This is a genomic window from Helicobacter marmotae, assembly GCF_003364255.1.
Lineage (GTDB): Bacteria > Campylobacterota > Campylobacteria > Campylobacterales > Helicobacteraceae > Helicobacter_C > Helicobacter_C marmotae.
On sequence record NZ_NXLR01000004.1, the window covers coordinates 25,260 to 40,919 of the forward strand.

Annotated in this window: 17 protein-coding genes and 1 pseudogene; 6 read left to right on the top strand and 12 right to left on the bottom strand. The window is 40.7% G+C overall.

The window, feature by feature from the left end; all coding sequences use genetic code 11:
• The first annotated feature begins 22 nt into the window (after window positions 1-22).
• The 3 genes from pta to CQA63_RS03345 are packed head-to-tail and all read left to right on the top strand — an operon-like array spanning window position 23 to window position 2,814.
• Window positions 23-1,033 (top strand): phosphate acetyltransferase, encoded by a 1,011-nt coding sequence (pta, locus tag CQA63_RS03335; RefSeq protein WP_104699509.1) that lies wholly within the window; start codon window positions 23-25, stop codon window positions 1,031-1,033.
• A gap of 20 nt (window positions 1,034-1,053) precedes the next feature.
• Window positions 1,054-2,259, top strand: coding sequence for an acetate/propionate family kinase (locus CQA63_RS03340; RefSeq protein ID WP_104699510.1), 1,206 nt, complete (start codon window positions 1,054-1,056; stop codon window positions 2,257-2,259).
• Window positions 2,260-2,268: 9 nt separating this feature from the next.
• Window positions 2,269-2,814: an isochorismatase family protein gene (locus tag CQA63_RS03345; protein ID WP_104699511.1), complete on the top strand. Its 546-nt coding sequence runs from the start codon at window positions 2,269-2,271 to the stop codon at window positions 2,812-2,814.
• A 75-nt stretch (window positions 2,815-2,889) separates the two neighbouring features.
• On the opposite strand, the gene CQA63_RS03350 is transcribed toward CQA63_RS03345, so the two are convergent.
• Entirely contained in the window at window positions 2,890-3,744 is an 855-nt protein-coding gene (locus tag CQA63_RS03350) for a J domain-containing protein (RefSeq protein WP_104699512.1), read from the bottom strand.
• 255 nt (window positions 3,745-3,999) lie between these two features.
• Between CQA63_RS03350 and CQA63_RS03355 the strand changes: the two genes are divergently transcribed.
• On the top strand, window positions 4,000-4,908 hold the full coding sequence (locus CQA63_RS03355) for a TonB-dependent receptor plug domain-containing protein (protein ID WP_104699513.1): 909 nt from the start codon (window positions 4,000-4,002) through the stop codon (window positions 4,906-4,908).
• A gap of 62 nt (window positions 4,909-4,970) precedes the next feature.
• A pseudogene (locus CQA63_RS03360) lies at window positions 4,971-6,308 on the top strand (TonB-dependent receptor domain-containing protein); the annotation flags it as partial.
• A gap of 24 nt (window positions 6,309-6,332) precedes the next feature.
• Here the strand turns inward: CQA63_RS03360 and CQA63_RS03365 are convergent.
• From CQA63_RS03365 to CQA63_RS03395, 7 genes are all read right to left on the bottom strand, one after another.
• A complete protein-coding gene (locus CQA63_RS03365; protein ID WP_104699600.1) occupies window positions 6,333-6,965 on the bottom strand; it encodes an endonuclease in 633 nt (210 codons plus the stop codon).
• Window positions 6,966-7,050: 85 nt separating this feature from the next.
• A complete protein-coding gene (locus CQA63_RS03370; protein WP_104699515.1) occupies window positions 7,051-7,278 on the bottom strand; it encodes an HP1242/YdcH family protein in 228 nt (75 codons plus the stop codon).
• A gap of 380 nt (window positions 7,279-7,658) precedes the next feature.
• A complete protein-coding gene (gene argJ / locus CQA63_RS03375; protein WP_104699516.1) occupies window positions 7,659-8,873 on the bottom strand; it encodes a bifunctional glutamate N-acetyltransferase/amino-acid acetyltransferase ArgJ in 1,215 nt (404 codons plus the stop codon).
• Between the two features lie 11 nt (window positions 8,874-8,884).
• Window positions 8,885-10,018 carry a potassium channel family protein gene (locus CQA63_RS03380; RefSeq protein WP_411710136.1) on the bottom strand — a complete coding sequence of 378 codons (1,134 nt, stop codon included), beginning with the start codon at window positions 10,016-10,018 and terminating at the stop codon, window positions 8,885-8,887.
• A gap of 7 nt (window positions 10,019-10,025) precedes the next feature.
• The gene (rpmB, locus tag CQA63_RS03385) at window positions 10,026-10,214 is read right to left on the bottom strand and encodes a 50S ribosomal protein L28 (RefSeq protein WP_104699518.1); all 189 of its coding nucleotides are present in this window, start codon (window positions 10,212-10,214) and stop codon (window positions 10,026-10,028) included.
• Window positions 10,215-10,279: 65 nt separating this feature from the next.
• Window positions 10,280-11,254: an HlyD family secretion protein gene (locus CQA63_RS03390; protein WP_104699519.1), complete on the bottom strand. Its 975-nt coding sequence runs from the start codon at window positions 11,252-11,254 to the stop codon at window positions 10,280-10,282.
• 16 nt (window positions 11,255-11,270) lie between these two features.
• Window positions 11,271-12,632, bottom strand: coding sequence for a TolC family protein (locus CQA63_RS03395; protein ID WP_104699520.1), 1,362 nt, complete (start codon window positions 12,630-12,632; stop codon window positions 11,271-11,273).
• Between the two features lie 73 nt (window positions 12,633-12,705).
• On the opposite strand from CQA63_RS03395, the gene CQA63_RS03400 reads away from it, so the two are divergent.
• Entirely contained in the window at window positions 12,706-13,566 is an 861-nt protein-coding gene (locus tag CQA63_RS03400; RefSeq protein WP_104699521.1) for a TIGR02757 family protein, read from the top strand.
• Here the strand turns inward: CQA63_RS03400 and CQA63_RS03405 are convergent.
• From CQA63_RS03405 to CQA63_RS03420, 4 genes are read right to left on the bottom strand one after another with little or no spacing between them, the layout of a single operon-like run.
• Window positions 13,555-13,980 (bottom strand): type IV pilin protein, encoded by a 426-nt coding sequence (locus CQA63_RS03405; protein ID WP_104699522.1) that lies wholly within the window; start codon window positions 13,978-13,980, stop codon window positions 13,555-13,557. The two genes, CQA63_RS03400 and CQA63_RS03405, sit on opposite strands and share 12 nt — an antisense overlap.
• The gene (locus CQA63_RS03410; protein WP_104699601.1) at window positions 13,967-14,419 is read right to left on the bottom strand and encodes a prepilin-type N-terminal cleavage/methylation domain-containing protein; all 453 of its coding nucleotides are present in this window, start codon (window positions 14,417-14,419) and stop codon (window positions 13,967-13,969) included. The genes CQA63_RS03405 and CQA63_RS03410 overlap by 14 nt, the downstream gene beginning before the upstream one ends.
• A 14-nt stretch (window positions 14,420-14,433) precedes the next feature.
• A complete protein-coding gene (locus tag CQA63_RS03415) occupies window positions 14,434-14,955 on the bottom strand; it encodes a SixA phosphatase family protein (protein WP_104699523.1) in 522 nt (173 codons plus the stop codon).
• Between the two features lie 8 nt (window positions 14,956-14,963).
• Entirely contained in the window at window positions 14,964-15,656 is a 693-nt protein-coding gene (locus CQA63_RS03420) for a 5'-methylthioadenosine/adenosylhomocysteine nucleosidase (protein WP_104699524.1), read from the bottom strand.
• Window positions 15,657-15,660: the final 4 nt, after the last annotated feature.

Sequence of the window (15,660 nt, forward strand, 5' to 3'; positions counted from 1 at the left end):
AATTTCAAAAATGGAGGAAAATATGGGCTTTATTGATTCTATAAAAGCACAGGCAAAAGCGTGTAAAAAGACTATCGTTCTGCCAGAGACAGATGATATACGCACGCTTGAAGCAGCAGTAAAAATACTTGATGAGGACTTTGCAAATCTTGTATTGCTTGGCAAGCAAGATGTGATTTTAAGCAAAGCAAAGTCTGAACTCTCTCATCTCAACACAGACATATTACAAAGGGCAACTTTTCTTAGCCTTGAAGATAAGGCTCTTTTAGAAGAGCTCACCGCCCTTGTGGTGAAGCTACGTGCGCATAAAGGTATGGATAGCGCACAAGCAAAGGAGCTTTTGCTGAAAGATTGCCTATATTTTGGCGCAGCTCTTGTAAAGTCAGAAAAAGCAGATGGTATGGTCGCGGGTGCTACTCATGCGACTTCTGCGGTTTTGAGGGCGGCATTGCAGATTGTAGGCACAGCTAAAGATTCTAAACTCGTATCAAGCTTTTTTATTATGGTAGTGCCTCATTCCCCATATGGGCTAAATGGGACATTTGTCTTTTCTGATTGCGGGCTTTGCCAAAATCCTAGCGCACAGGAGCTCGCACACATAGCTGTCTCAAGTGCGAAAAGCTTTGAATCTATCACACAAAATGAACCTATTGTCGCTATGCTTAGCCATTCTACTTATGGCAGTGCAAGCCACCCTGATGTAGATAAAGTAATCCAAGCTACACAAATTGCCAAAAATCTAGCCCCAGCATTTAAAATCGATGGCGAATTGCAGCTTGATGCAGCCATTATCCCTAGTGTGGGGCAATCAAAGGCTAAGGGCTCAAATGTAGCAGGCAAGGCAAATGTACTTATATTCCCTGATTTAGATGCGGGTAATATTGGCTATAAACTTGTGCAAAGACTAGCAAATGCGGAAGCCTATGGACCTATCACGCAAGGTATGAGTGCGCCTATTAATGACCTATCAAGAGGTTGCAGTGCTGATGATATTGTCGGCGTAGTGGCTCTTAGCGCGCTTCAAGCAAAATAAATTCACACAAAGGAAAGTCTATGAATGTTTTAGTGATTAATTGTGGGAGCTCATCGCTCAAATTCCAGCTTATGAATGTAGATACAGAGAAGATTCTTGCAAGCGGTATATGCGATAGAATCGGCATTGAGGGGAGTGTGCTCTCATATAAAGACACGCAAGGCAAAAAGTATGAATACAAAGAAGCCATGCCCAATCACACCAAAGCTATAGAAATGGTGCTTGAGAGCCTTGTAAGCAAGGAATGTGGAGTTATTAGCTCACTAGAAGAAATACGCGCTATTGGGCATCGCGTGGTGCATGGAGGGGAGTTTTTTAAAGAATCTGTGCTCATTAATGAAAATGTCATCAATCGTATTAAAGAATGCTCTGACCTCGCCCCCCTCCATAATCCTGCGCATTTAATGGGTATTGAAGCATGCCATATAAAAATGCCAAATACGCCTATGGTAGCGGTATTTGATACAGCTTTCCACCAAACAATGCCCCCCAAAGCCTATATTTATGGTGTGCCTTATGAATGGTATCAAAAGCACAAAGTCCGTAGATATGGATTCCACGGGACAAGCCATAAATATGTATCACAAAAGACTGCAGAATTTTTAGGGCTAGATTATCATAATTCTAAAATCATTGTATGCCATTTAGGCAATGGCTCATCTATTTCAGCGATTAAAAATGGGGAATGTGTGGATACAAGTATGGGGCTTACCCCACTTGAGGGCTTGATTATGGGGACTCGTAGCGGAGATTTAGACCCTGCGATATTAGAATACATCTCCAAACGCGAAGATTTAGATATTCAAAGCCTGCTTAATATCCTTAATAAAAAATCCGGTGTGCTTGGTATTTCTGGGCTTTCAAGCGATTTTAGAGATTTACTTGATGCGGATTTAGCGGGGAATGAGAGGGCAAAGCTCGCACGTACAGCATTTGCCTATCGTGTGATGAAATATGTAGGCGCATATTGTGCTGCGATGAATGGCGTAGATGCGGTGAGTTTCTGTGCGGGTGTGGGTGAGAATGCCAAATTCATACGCGGTATGATTGTAAAACAGCTCGAATTTTTAGGCGTGGAGCTTGATGAAGAGGCAAACAACATTTGCGGGAAAGAAGCAATCATTTCTACTCCTAACTCGAAAGTCAAAATATGTGTAATCCCCACAAATGAAGAGCTTGTAATCGCTAGAGATACAAAAACCATAGTCTCTCAGCTCAAACTCTAGGGGCAAATAATGAGAAGCATACTCAAAACAAAGCGTATGTTATTTGTCTGTATAGATATTCAAGACAAACTTATAGGGCATATAGCCCATAAAGAGCGGGTGATAAAAAATGCAAATATCCTTTTAGAATCTGCCGCATTGCTCCATATCCCTACACTCATCACTGAGCAATACCCCAAGGGGCTTGGCAAAACCTGTCAAGAGATAAAGATAGCAGGGCATACGCATATTTTAGAGAAAACGCATTTTGGAATCTTCGCAGATGAGCAAATCGCACATTTTATAGCTCAAAGCAAAGCAAAAACACTTGTGTTTTTTGGCATAGAGAGCCATATTTGCGTACTTCAAAGCATTATCGAAGCACAGAATCTAGGCTATGAGTGCCTGCTAGCTGCTGATGCGTGTAGCTCTAGAGATAGCCACAATCACCAGCTCGCACTTGATTTCTTTAGGCAACAAAATGTAGTAGCACTCCCTACAGAATCGCTCCTTTTTAGAATCTTAGGCGATGCCAAACACCCCTGCTTTAAGGCTATTTCCTCACTTGTGAAATAGCCTTAAAGCACAAACGCCCTCATTGTATTTTAAACCCTGCAAGCCCTACACGCTCAAAAGCTTAAATTCATCGGCTTAGCTTGCACGCAAATAACGTTTAATCTTCTCATACGCTTCTTGAATCTTCCTAAATCTATCATTATAGCTCTGCACTACCTGCTCATCTTGCCCAAAGACATTATCAGGGTGATATTCCTTAACAAGCTTGAGATAATTCTTTTTAACATGCTTAAAATCATCTTGATAATGGCATTCCAAAGTCATATAGCAGCTACGTAATACCCGCTCCTCATCGGTAAGAAATGATGATTCTAACCCGCCTAGTCCCCCGCGATTAGTAAAGCTATCATAATCAAAATCCAAAATCACATTATGTATTACCTTAAAACTAATAAGATTCATAATACTCTCCCAAAAGTAGGGCTTCGTGCTATCTAAATATATTTCACTCCTATCGCAGCCCACATAATAATCTTCAAACATATGGGCAATATAGCGTCTTGCTACACTATTTGCCTTATCCATTTGCAGAATCACACGCTTTGTATTAAGCAATCTCAAAGCGATTTTCACGCGCATAATCAAAGCATTTTTACTTACAATTTTAATGCGTATGGGCAGATAGGTAAAATCAAGCAAATACTTTAAATCAGCCAAAGGCTCCTCTGCTAAGCTATCTTCTACAGACTGCTTGCTAGCATTTTCTCTATGGATTTTTTGGTGCTTTTCATCTTGCCCAAAGGCATGATATGCCCAATTCACAAGATAATCTTTCTTAAAACGTTCGCCATCATCTAAAATAAGTACCGTGCGCGATAAACGATAACTTTTAGAGAAATATTTTTGAGCATAGGCGAGGGCTTTATGAAGAAACTCATTATCTTCTTCAACCGTGATTTGAATAAAATTTTGCGATAATGTTACATTCATAGCACCTATCTTTCCTACTTTTATTTTGTTAAAGCAAATAAAGTTCCTATAGCTACCTCACCCTCTAAGCAAATGAAAATACATTCTCATCACAAATATTTTGTGATAAAAAGAGCAAAATTGGGTAAATATGAAACATTATTTCACAAATAAAGCCTATCAAAACCTTGCATTTCACTTTTGATTCACTTTTATTAGAATACTTACAAATCATTCTTATTATTAAGAAAGATTATATATAACTAAGGAGTTTTTATGAATAAAATATTATCTTTTACATTCGCATTATGCACTCTCACCCTAGCGGATGAAGCCTTGGAAGCAAGCAGGGATAGAGATGAAAGTCTATCTCATACCTCTACTATCCATTCTGTGAATCTTTCTCGTTCTGTGGTGTCTGCCTCTGGTTTTGAGCAAGACCACACGCTAGCCCCTGCCTCTATTTCTGTTATCACCCCGCAAGAGATACAAACCCGCCCTGTGCGAGACTTAGCCGAAGCCCTAAGCAATGTCCCGGGTGTGAGTATAGATTCAGATGTAAGCAAAACAGGAGGCTATGGCATTTCTATACGCGGTATGGGAAGCTCCTATACGCTTATCTTAGTTGATGGTAAAAGAATTAATAGCGACTCTAGCCTTTTCCCTAATCGCTTTGGAGATTCTATTACTTCATTTATGCCTCCACTGAGTGCGATTGAACGTATTGAAGTCATTAGAGGTCCTGCTTCTACACTCTATGGAAGCGATGCTATAGGTGGGGTAGTAAATATCGTTACCAAAAAGTCCTTTGGAGAATGGGGAGTGAGCTTTGGCTATGATTATACTATGCAGCAAGAAAAGCATTTTGGGAACACGCAAGGCTTTAATTTCTTTGGTGCGGGGGCGTTAAATGCAGCTAAAAACTTAGGCTTAATGCTAAGGGGACGAGTTTATACGCGCGATTTTGTCTCTAATAATAATTTACGTGTGGTGCCTACAAGCAATGGCACAAATAATACTGCTAAACGCAATGAAATCGTAGGCTTAGCCCCAATGCAGACCTATAATATCGGAGCTAGGCTGCTCTATAATAGCAAAGAGGGCATAAACAACACTCCAAGAGATCATATATACCTTGATATAGATTATGCACAACAAGATTATGACAACTCACAAAGCCTTTAGGCACCTATAGCACCACAGAAACTGATGAGAGTGCAAGGAGGGGAGCAAATGGATATGGACCCGAAATGCACTTTTATAGGTTAAATACCATTCTCGCCCACAAGGGAAACTATCTCCATAGTCCAAATGTGCTTTTGCAATCCTTGCAAACCGATACATCATTGCAATATAACATCACTACCAATCCCGACCGCTTCGTGCCTAATGCGACTTTTGCAAACTCTGCTACTTCCGCTAATGGCGTGAATAGAGGCGATAGCAGGGAGCTTAGCAATGAAGATATTATCTTTGATATTAAAAGCAGGGCTTATCTTAATTTCACACCATCTTTTGGCTTAAATGCCACACTTGGGGCGAGATATTGGTATAACCGCTTTAAAGATAAGCTTTTTCAAGCAGCAGGCAATAGTGCTACACAAGACCAACATATCGGCGCGCTCTTTGCTGAAGGGGAGTTTGGGCTTTTTGATAGGGCATTTCTCACACTTGGTATAAGGGGGAACTATAATTCTATCTTTGGTTCTAATGCTAGTCCTAGAGCTTACTTTGCATATGATGTGATAGATTCTTATCTTGTATTTAAGGGCGGGATAAGCACAGGGTATAAAACCCCAGCCCTCTCAAACCTTGTCGATGGTGTAGCAAACTTAAGCACACAAGGCAAGAGCCACACCTATGGTAACCCAAACCTAAAGCCAGAGCAAAGCATTAACTACGAAGCCTCACTGCTAAGTGATAATGAATACTTTAGCGCTTCACTCACGGGCTTTTATATAGATTTCACGGATAAAATTGCCACAAGCCCAATTGTATCTACCTCCCAAGCCATAGGGGCTTATACCTGCTCTGCCACAATGGGGTGCAACTCTTATATCAATTATGACAAAGCCAAGAGTTATGGCACAGAAGTGGCTTTTAGCATAAAGCCTATAAGTGTAGGATATGGTGGCGTAAGCTTGAATGCAGCTTACACATATAACCAAACAAAAGTTACAAAAACCCTCCCAACCCCAAGAAGTGCCTCTACTATAGGCACAAGGCTAACAAATATCCCCCTGCATAACTTCAATGCCTCACTCAACTATGACACCTTTAAATTTGGAGCATACATAAGAGAGGAATTTAAAGATGGTATCTATCGAGGCAACCCCAATGTAGCAAATTCCGCTGCTGCGGTACTTGGGGAGTTTTATAAGCCTATTTATCTTACACATATTGGCGGATATTATAAATTTAAGGAGAATCTCAAACTTAATCTTGCTATCTACAATCTCTTAAACCTTGATTTTGTGGATTATCAAGTCTATAGCAACGCTCAAAATCAAATCGCTTATGCCAATAACTATAATTATATTAGAGAGGGGAGGAGATATTATTTTTCTATGCAAATGGATTTTTAGCCCCTTTAGCCTCCATTTCAAATGTTATGGCAAAGCCTCCTGCGTGCGTAGCAATGCTTTCTCATAGGCATTAGGAGGATAGAGCTTATTCCATTTGCGCATAAGCTCTAACTCCTCTTTTTCAAGCATAATATTATATGTTTCACTCATATAGAGGTAGATTCTCGCGATGATACCCTTGGAGTGATTTTGCGGATAGAATCGCTTTGCCTTAAAATCCGCATATACTTTGCATTGCCCATATTGGCTATAGACTATATCTTTAGGGGCATCAGCAAAGCTAAAATTACTTCTATCTGCATTAATCTCACCTATGGCTGGCACAAGATTGCGTCTATCTCCCTCCATTTTTATAAACTCCCCATCATTTTTGCACGCCTTTCTCCCGCCATTACGCCAACAAGGCAAATCTTTACCAAAGCGATGAGCACTCATAATATGCTCAAACTCTATCCTTTGAGTGCGGGGATTGGGTTTGTTTGCTTTAGTGGTGGGGTTACGTGGGGTATAGTGTGGAGAAGGAATAAGTGCGAGTGTGCTTGGGTCAAACTTCACACCACAATAAAATTCTTCTTCAAAGGGCTCATTCTGATAAGCCCTTTGTAATGCCCTCTTGCTTTGTGAAAAGCTTAATGTACCATCCTGCTTTGGGCTTATTTGTGGAGCTTGACAAGCACATAAAAGAAAAGCTATGCAAAAGCTAAAAACAAAGCGCACAGACGCTCCTCTATGCCTTAAGGTATTAAGATTTATGAGACTTGCGATACTCCAAAATCATCGCATAGGCTTCATCTTTCAGTCGCAATTTTTGCTTCTTAAGGACTTCTAGCTCCATATCGCTCATAACTTCCTCTCCGTCTTCTATCTTTTTGATTCTATCATCTAGCTCATTGTGCTCATCAAAAACCTTTGCAAAATGTGCATTACTTGTCTTTAATGCAGTAACTTCATCTCGATATTCATGGAACATACTCACTCCTTGTAATGTAAAATAAGCCCTTATTGTAAGATATTTTGGGTAATAGCCTATTATACCCCCACACTCCCCTTATATGCGGGAAGTTAGGCTAAGCCTTAATGCCTTTATTAAGGGCTTTGAAGCGAAGAGTCTTCTTTAGAATCACCAAAAAGTGCGGCTAGTGGCTCGGGTGGAGATTCTTCGCTCAGGCGTTGCCTTCCCGCAAGAGGTGACAAAATAATTTCCTTTGCAGGCGATTGAATTTGCTATGTATGGATTTCCCTTGCAGATAGCAAAGTTTGTCATACTAAGGCAAAAGTCAAAAATATTTGCAAATAAAAGCCATACCTACAACAACAAACATTAGCCAAAGTGGGGAAAGCAAATGCCTACTAACTCCTATAATCTGCATTAATTTTGACATACTCATGCCCCAAATCACAGCCATAAGCCACAAACTTACCTTCCCCGATGCCTAAATCACAACTCACCTTAAAGCTCTCCTTTTGCATAACTTTTGCAGCTAAGGCTTCTCTCTCTTCATCAAAGCAAATCTCTCCCCTATCAAATACCACTATATTATCAAAGGCTATGCTTAGACTTTCATACGCGCATTTCACGCCACTTGCGCCAATAGTAGAGGCTATGCGCCCCCAATTTGGGTCCCCACCAAAAAGGGCAGTTTTGACCAAAAGTGAATTTGCCAAAGCTTTTGCGGCTTTTATAGCTTCTGCCTCATCTTGTGCGCCACACACTTCAAAAGCCACAAGCTTGCTTGCCCCCTCGCCATCAGCTACCATATCCATAGCAAGCTTGTGCATAACTATACTTAATGCCTCTTTGAAAGCCTGCTCATCATATGCCCCGCTACGACCATTAGCAAACAAAAATACAGAATCGTTAGTGCTCATATCGCCATCTACACTTATGGCATTAAAGCTATGTTTTACACATTCTCGCAAGATTCTCTCCCCCGCATCTTCGGGCAGGAGTGCATCGGTAGTGATAAAGCATAGCATAGTAGCAAGGGCTGGGCATATCATACCCGCCCCCTTTGCCATAGCCCCAATGCAAAAGCTCTCCCCATTGCTAAGATTCACCCTAAGGGCGATTTCTTTGCTAAAAGCGTCTGTTGTACGTATCGCGTCTGCTGCGCGTGCATGGGCATACTCATCTTTAGCAAAAATCTCAAACCCCCCAAAAGCATTGATAATCTTTTCTTTAGGGAGATATTGCCCTATCACGCCTGTGCTTGCCATAATGGGATTTTGCACAAAGTCAAAGCGTGCTTTTAGAGAATCTAAAATCTCACACACATCTTGCACGCCTCTTTGTCCTGTCATCGCATTAGCATTCTTGGTATTAATCAGCACAAAATTGCTTTTTTTACCCTGTACATAGTGCTTAAAATGTGTAATGGGAGCGGCTTCAAAGGCATTACTTGTAAAAAGTGTGAAAGGCTTTAAAGGCTCTTCACTATAAATAAAAGCCACATCAAGCGCATTTTTGCCATTGCTTAAAGGGGGCTTTAACCCTGCACTTACGCCATCAGCATAGAATCCTTGCGGGGCATTAATGCCTCCTTTGATAGGAATAATCTCAAACACTATATGCCTCCTTAAACATAATCTACTTCTCTTGGCTTTTGCTTCTTCATAATCAATCTCTTTGTAGAACGTATATTTTCACTCGTGCCAATCACAAGGAGCTTACATTCACTTGAGACAATGGTATTACCATTAGGCATAGTAATATATGTGCCATCTTTTTGCGTAAGCCCTACTACAGAGATATTGGTTACATCACGGAAATGCGCTTCTTTGAGCTTGCGTAATACAAGCCATGAATAACGTGGTACGATAATTTCCTCCAAATCTAGCGGTGTATCATGACGATACAAAAACCGCTCTAAAATATTCTCCATATCAGGGCGCACTGCCATGGCAGAGATTCTTTGAGCCATAAGCTTTGAAGCAGAGATAACAGAATCACAGCCGAGTTTTTTAAGCTTATTATCTTCTTCTTCAGAATTCGCAGTGGCAATAATATAATAAGGCTTCCTCCCTAGCTCCTCTTCAAAAAGTCGCGCACTCACTACCATAGTGATATTATCTGCAGCATTTTTAGAAAAACTCACAATACCCTTAGCACTTGAGAGATGAGATTTAAGCATAGCAATATGTGTATGAGGGTCATCAACAATATAATAAGGATATTTTTGCTTTTGGGCTTGGGCTTCAAAGTCTGGAGAATTATCCACCACTACAAAGGGAATATGAGATTCTAAAAACTGCTGGGCAAGCTGTATTGTAAATTCGTTGTGATAGCAAATCACATAGTGGTTTTGCAAACGCGCGATTTTATACACCATTTTTTGCTCCTTAATTAATCCAATAAGTGTGCCATTATTTACCACACTCATAATAAATGCCACGCTAAAGGTTACAACCCCCGCTCCACATACCATAAGCACAGCGGTAAATATAATCGTAATCGTGCCAAAGCTATCTTCTTTCAATGAGCCAAAGCCTGTATTTGTAAAGGTATAAGAAGTTTGAAAAAATGCCTGCATTAAATCATAATCTTCTAATATTAAATACCCTAAAGTGCCAAAAAGGAGAAAAAATTGAACAAGAATAAGTGGAATGCGGAAAGGCTTGAGCTGCTCATAAAGCTCGCTTGAGAGAGAAATGTCTGGCTTGGGGTTATTCCCCCAATGAAGCAATCTCTTAAGCTTTGAAAACAAGAAAATTATAGCCCTAAGAGTATTTCTTCATCGTGCGTAAAGTAGAGGCTGCTACCTTCACGCGTACCTTTGTGCCATCTTCAAGTTTCAGCGAAACACTGCGGAGATTAGGAAGTGAGCGCTTTTTTTTCTTATTATTTGCATGACTTACGTGATTGCCAACCATAGGACCTTTACCTGTGAAAAAACATTTTTTTGCCATGAGAAAACCTTATGTGTAAAATAAACTTAAGATTCTAATCAACTTTAACACAAAACTACCTTAAATCAATCAATCAGCACGCTCATACCTACGCGCAAGCCGCTCACAGGAGCAATCGGATAAGCCTCTACTTCAAACGTCTTAATATCATAGCCCTTGTGCGCACTTGTAGCTCTCCAAGTAGCAAAATCTCCCATAACAGAGACAAACTCCACCTTAAACTCAACTTCTTTCTCTAATGAGGGAATATAGCCCTTAAAAGTACTCCCCTTAGGAAAGTCTTTTAGGCGATATTCAGGCACGTGGAAGCTAATCCACGCATCTTGCATATCAACCATAAGCACCACAGGGAATCCACTTGAAGCAAGCTCGCCCTCATGGAGCAAGACATTGCTCACTTCTCCGCTTGCTGGGGCTATGGCTTGGGTATCTTTAGCATAGCTCTCTACTTCACTCACCTGCCCCGCTGCGGCATCTTCTTTAGCTTGGGCGGCGATTTTCGTCTCACTTGTTGCACCATCAAGGGCGATTTTATACTGCTGGAGGGCGACATTTTCATTATGTTTGGCTGTAGTATAGTTTGCATAAGCTTCATCTCGCCGTTGCTGGCTTACCACGCCATCATCATACAAAGATTGTATGCGCTCATAAGTGCTTTTAGCAAGATTTGCCATAGTTTTTGCACCCTGCCACACATCTTTTGCAGACTGAATCGCCTCTGCCCTCATACCTTGCTTTGTTTCTGTACTTAAGGCTTTGGCAGCCTCATAGCCTGCCTTTGCTTGCTCTAATTTGGCTTCAAGCTCTGGGGAATTAATACTATAGACTAAATCACCCTTTTTTAGCATATCACCCTTTTTGACAAAGATATTTTCTACTCGTCCTGCGACTTTAGAGCTAATGGCATATTCACGCGCTTGCACTTGGGCATAAATCCTCTCATCTTTAGGCTCATAAGCACGAACAAAGCTCACCATAAGCCAAAGCACAAAGCAAAGTATGATGAAGATAAGTGCTACAAACTTAAGTGATACTCTCATTGTCTCTCCTTTCCCACTATTGGGTTAAAAATGTATAGAATCGCTCTACTTCATTACTTAGGGCTAAAAGTCGTGAGAGGGCAATCGTATAGTGATATGCTACACTTTGACGCTCTATAATAGCTAAAGCTAGGGCATTTTGTGCATCGCTTACTTCTGTGCTTGTGCTCATACCTTGTAAAAACGCACTTTGCCTTAGCTTGAGATTCTCTCTTGCAAGCTCGATAGAAGAGCTTAAGCTAAAATATTGGGATTTATAAGAAAGCACCTCATTATAAGTTTTCTCACAAAGTGTTTTTAAATCTTTCCTTGCTTGAGAAGTCGCATATTGGGCTTCTAGTGTGGCGATTTTGCTCGCTTGATATTTTTGGATTCTCCCGCTTGGGGTTAAAAGCGACCACCTTGCTCCAATACCTACATACCACTGGGGCATTGCCTTCTCAAGCAGTGAGGTATTATCATTTATCATATAACTCCCAAAAAGCCCCACATCTGGCAAAAATGATGAAAATTCAATATGTTTAAGCTCGTTGGCGGATTTGATTTTGTTATCCATGATTTGCAATGCTGGATACACCTCAAGTGTTTTTTCTACGAAATATGAGGCACTTTGCAAAGGGGCATCTTCTTTAATATCAATAAACTCCACAAGCTCTAAAGGCAGCGCCATATCTCTGCCCAATATCGCATTTAAAGCCATATTCGCACTCTTAAGGCTATCTTTTGCTTTTTGTACTTCAATACTTGATTTATCATAATTCACTTGTGCTTGGAGCGTTTCTAGGCGAGCGATTTGACCTTTTTCTTGGAGTTTTAAGGCATTTTGATAATGCGCTAAATGCCCGCTATTGGCATCTTGCAAGGTTTGCAAGACTTGATTAGCCAAAACTACTCCATAATAGAGCTTTGTGCAATCTTCAAAAAGGCTAAGCTCTTTAAGCTTAAGTGCAAGCGTGGCATCTTCAAGGGCAATTTGAGAAAGCTTATTGGCAAATATCTTTTTCCCTCCGCTAAAAAGTGGATAGACAATATTAATCGCACCAAAAGTGATATTCTCATCTTGCAAGGTAATAGGCTGGGCTAAAGGCGCAAGCAAGGGGGCAAGCAAAGGCTGCGTTGCGGGGTTAATTTGAGAGGTATTAACAAACTGGGCAGTTATAGGCTCTTGCAAGTGAATATAAGCTACATCAATTGAAATTTGAGGGAGATAAAGCATTTTAGTCGCACTTCGCAACTTTTCTTGCTTGCTAAGCGCGCTTTGAGAGCTCTTTAAGCCATCATTATCAAGCAAAACTTGCTGATAGGCATTCTCTAAAGTCAAATACTCCGCCTGCATGATACCCTGAAGCATTGCAAAGAGGAATATCCATTTTTTCATCATACACCTCTGAAAATGAGTTATGTTAGAATGGCAAGATTCTAACGCATAAACACAAATAATTAGGAGAGGAATGCAAAAGCTAAAAGCCACCCTTGAAGCACACTATGCCCTAGCGAACACCCCTGAAGAGCTAAGTGAAAACAAGCCCGACCCTCTCCTTGTAGCAAAATCACACCAAAATACACCCTATAGCGCAGAAATTGCCCTCATATGTGCCATGCTCTCATACGGAAATGCTAAAGCCATCGTAAAAATGCTTCAAAGCCTTGATTTTAGGCTTTTAGAATCTGCACATAAAATCCACACTAGCCCTATAGAAGCATTCCCATACTATAGATTCCAAACTAGAGATGATATAAAAAACCTCTTTTTCATCGTGGCTTTATGCTTAGAGCGTGGAGGCATTAAACAATATTTTAAACAAGCCTATAGTAATCCGCCTTTTGCACAAAAAGCTTGGAAGCAAAGTAAAAACCCCTATCATGCGCATATACTTTATGGAATCTACTGCTGCATAGATATGCTTAAAGACTATGCAAAGCAGTCTCATATCCCTATAAGTAAGGGGCTTAACTTCGCACTTGGGACATCTCTAAAAGAGCAACTTCAGCAAAAAGTCGCCCTTAGCCATAATGCCTCTGCACTGAAACGTTGGAATATGCTCCTTCGGTGGCTTGCGCGTAAAGATGAGCTTGATATGGGTATTTGGCAAGATTTTATCTCTCCAAAACATTTAATCTTGCCCCTTGATACACACACCTTCAAGCTTTGTAAGCAATTAGGCATACTACACACTCATGCTTATAATCTCCAAAGTGCGCTTTATGCAAGTGATACACTCGCCTCTTTATGCAAAGATGACCCCATTAAATATGACTTTGCGCTCTATCGCTTAGGACAAAGCGGAGAATATAGGCATTTATTTGTCTAAGATTCTATCTGTAAAGTCTTTGCACAAGGGCAAGGCTAGGGGGCAGAATATTTTGGGATTGACTAAAAATGTAGATGGCTCTATACTAAAAGAAAGGCTTTGAGTGCCAATAGTAGCAGTCAATCTATGAGGCTCAAGCACAAAGCCACATTGTGCTCTATTTGTGCGCGTGATGTTAGAAAGCAGGGAGTAAGCATAGGCACTATCAATCTTTTCTTCTCGTATGAAACTATCTGTGTAATAGGCACTTAAGGCATTTTGAGCATGACTTAGTTGTGCTTTTAAATGCAAGAGGCATTGCTTATGTGAGACATAGCCCAAATAACGCACACCTATGCTTGCTAATATAGCCACTATCATCACTACACAAAGTAATTCAAATGCACTAAAAGCGGGCTTTTTAGAATATAGCATTAGAATTGCTTAATGGCACTTCCCTTGTGGTTTTATGACGTTCAAAAAGCTTAAGACATAATGCAGAATCTGCCTTTTGCTGCACAGAAAAAACCAACTTGCCATTATCTTGGGCAAGTGTAATGCAATCATTTTGGCTATCAAGAACGCCATTTTTAGCAAGTTTCACACCATTGCCTTGTGCTACCCAGCGAGAATGACTAAGCCCAGCAAGTTCTAAAATCTTTACGCCATCAATACTGGAAGGCTCAATATTTTGACTAAATACTTCGCGTTGGAGGGCATTTAAAGCACTAATAATGTCATTTTCCACAGCAATTAACTGCGCATCAGAGCGCGTAAGTGAGAGGCGAGGGATAGCAATAGCTGCAAGAATCCCTAAAATGATGATAACAAACACAAGCTCCATCATACTAAATGCCCCGCGTTTGCAATTCATTTTTACAAACAATCTCATTTTCTAAAATCTTCAAGCATAAATGGGGGTAAAATAAAGTCAATGCTCGCACTTGCCTCAATATTACCCTCTGGGTTATCATTAATGATAAAACGCATAAGAACGCCCTTAGGCACAAGTGCGCGGAAAGAGGGGCAAAGGTAGGTAGCAAAGCTCTTTAAATCTGGCTGATGTCCTACAATAAGCACATTTGAAGCCTTCTGAAATGCCTTTGTCTGTGTGAGTTTCATATATCCCTCAAGCCCACAATCAGGGGCAATCTCCTCACAAATATGAATGCAATTTGCGTTAATGTATTTCTTCAGAGGTTTGAGGGTTTGCTGCGTTCGCTTAGCAGGGGAGCAAAAAATGGCATCAAAGTCTAAATGTGCTTTGGCAAAAAGGGCAATACTCTTACTTTGGCTTTTGCCAAGCTTGCTTAAAGGGCGAAAAATATCGCTTTTATCTTTCTTATTTCTTAGCTTATATTCTTCCCTACTAATCGTATCTGCATGTCGCAAAAGTGTAATAGTCTTCATATTTCCTCCTATTGTAGAATCTTCGCACACATCTGCACCACAAAATCTGCACTTCTTTTTGCAGAACTCTCCAAAAATTCATCAAAGCTTATATCCGCGCTTCCATCGGCATTATCACTAATAGAGCGCAAAATGCAAAATGGTATCCCGCACGCATCGCATACAACCGCCACTGCTGCGCCCTCCATTTCTACCGCTATGGCATTAAATTGCCTAGCTATCCACTGCTTTTTTTCTCCATTAGCAATAAAGCAATCACCCGAGGCGATAATTCCCTCTTTTAATGGAATTGCCTGTGAGTTTGCAACCTCTCTGGCAATGGCATTAAGTGCGGGGCTAGATTCCACATATAGCTTACTCTCAGGGATAAAGCCTAGAGCATGTCCAAATGCACTAATATCCACATCATGCTGGCATAATTTTAAACCTAGCACTAAGTCTCCTACTTTCAATTCAGCACTCAAAGCCCCCGCGACACCACTAAAAATAATCTGCTCACAGCCAAAGCTTAGAATCATCGCCCCCGCGCTCAAAGCAGCATGCACTTTGCCAATCTTGCTATAGGCAATAAAGATTCTATGCTCACCCTGTGCGATTTCATAATACACATTACCGCCCTTATGGTGCTCTTTATAATGACCAAAGTGTGCTAACAAAGGGGTGATTTCTTCTACCATTGCTCCAATAATGCCAATAACCATTTCT

Excerpts from the sequence above, each read along its gene's own strand:
- CQA63_RS03340 (WP_104699510.1), top strand. The coding sequence starts at position 1,054 with ATGAATGTTTTAGTGATTAATTGTGGGAGCTCATCGCTCAAATTCCAG.
- CQA63_RS03350 (WP_104699512.1), bottom strand. The coding sequence starts at position 3,744 with ATGAATGTAACATTATCGCAAAATTTTATTCAAATCACGGTTGAAGAA.
- rpmB (WP_104699518.1), bottom strand. The coding sequence starts at position 10,214 with ATGGCAAAAAAATGTTTTTTCACAGGTAAAGGTCCTATGGTTGGCAAT.
- pta (WP_104699509.1), top strand. The coding sequence starts at position 23 with ATGGGCTTTATTGATTCTATAAAAGCACAGGCAAAAGCGTGTAAAAAG.
- CQA63_RS03395 (WP_104699520.1), bottom strand. The coding sequence starts at position 12,632 with ATGAAAAAATGGATATTCCTCTTTGCAATGCTTCAGGGTATCATGCAG.
- CQA63_RS03355 (WP_104699513.1), top strand. The coding sequence starts at position 4,000 with ATGAATAAAATATTATCTTTTACATTCGCATTATGCACTCTCACCCTA.
- CQA63_RS03370 (WP_104699515.1), bottom strand. The coding sequence starts at position 7,278 with ATGTTCCATGAATATCGAGATGAAGTTACTGCATTAAAGACAAGTAAT.
- CQA63_RS03420 (WP_104699524.1), bottom strand. The coding sequence starts at position 15,656 with ATGGTTATTGGCATTATTGGAGCAATGGTAGAAGAAATCACCCCTTTG.
- CQA63_RS03345 (WP_104699511.1), top strand. The coding sequence starts at position 2,269 with ATGAGAAGCATACTCAAAACAAAGCGTATGTTATTTGTCTGTATAGAT.
- CQA63_RS03405 (WP_104699522.1), bottom strand. The coding sequence starts at position 13,980 with ATGCTATATTCTAAAAAGCCCGCTTTTAGTGCATTTGAATTACTTTGT.
- CQA63_RS03400 (WP_104699521.1), top strand. The coding sequence starts at position 12,706 with ATGCAAAAGCTAAAAGCCACCCTTGAAGCACACTATGCCCTAGCGAAC.
- CQA63_RS03410 (WP_104699601.1), bottom strand. The coding sequence starts at position 14,419 with ATGAATTGCAAACGCGGGGCATTTAGTATGATGGAGCTTGTGTTTGTT.
- CQA63_RS03415 (WP_104699523.1), bottom strand. The coding sequence starts at position 14,955 with ATGAAGACTATTACACTTTTGCGACATGCAGATACGATTAGTAGGGAA.
- CQA63_RS03390 (WP_104699519.1), bottom strand. The coding sequence starts at position 11,254 with ATGAGAGTATCACTTAAGTTTGTAGCACTTATCTTCATCATACTTTGC.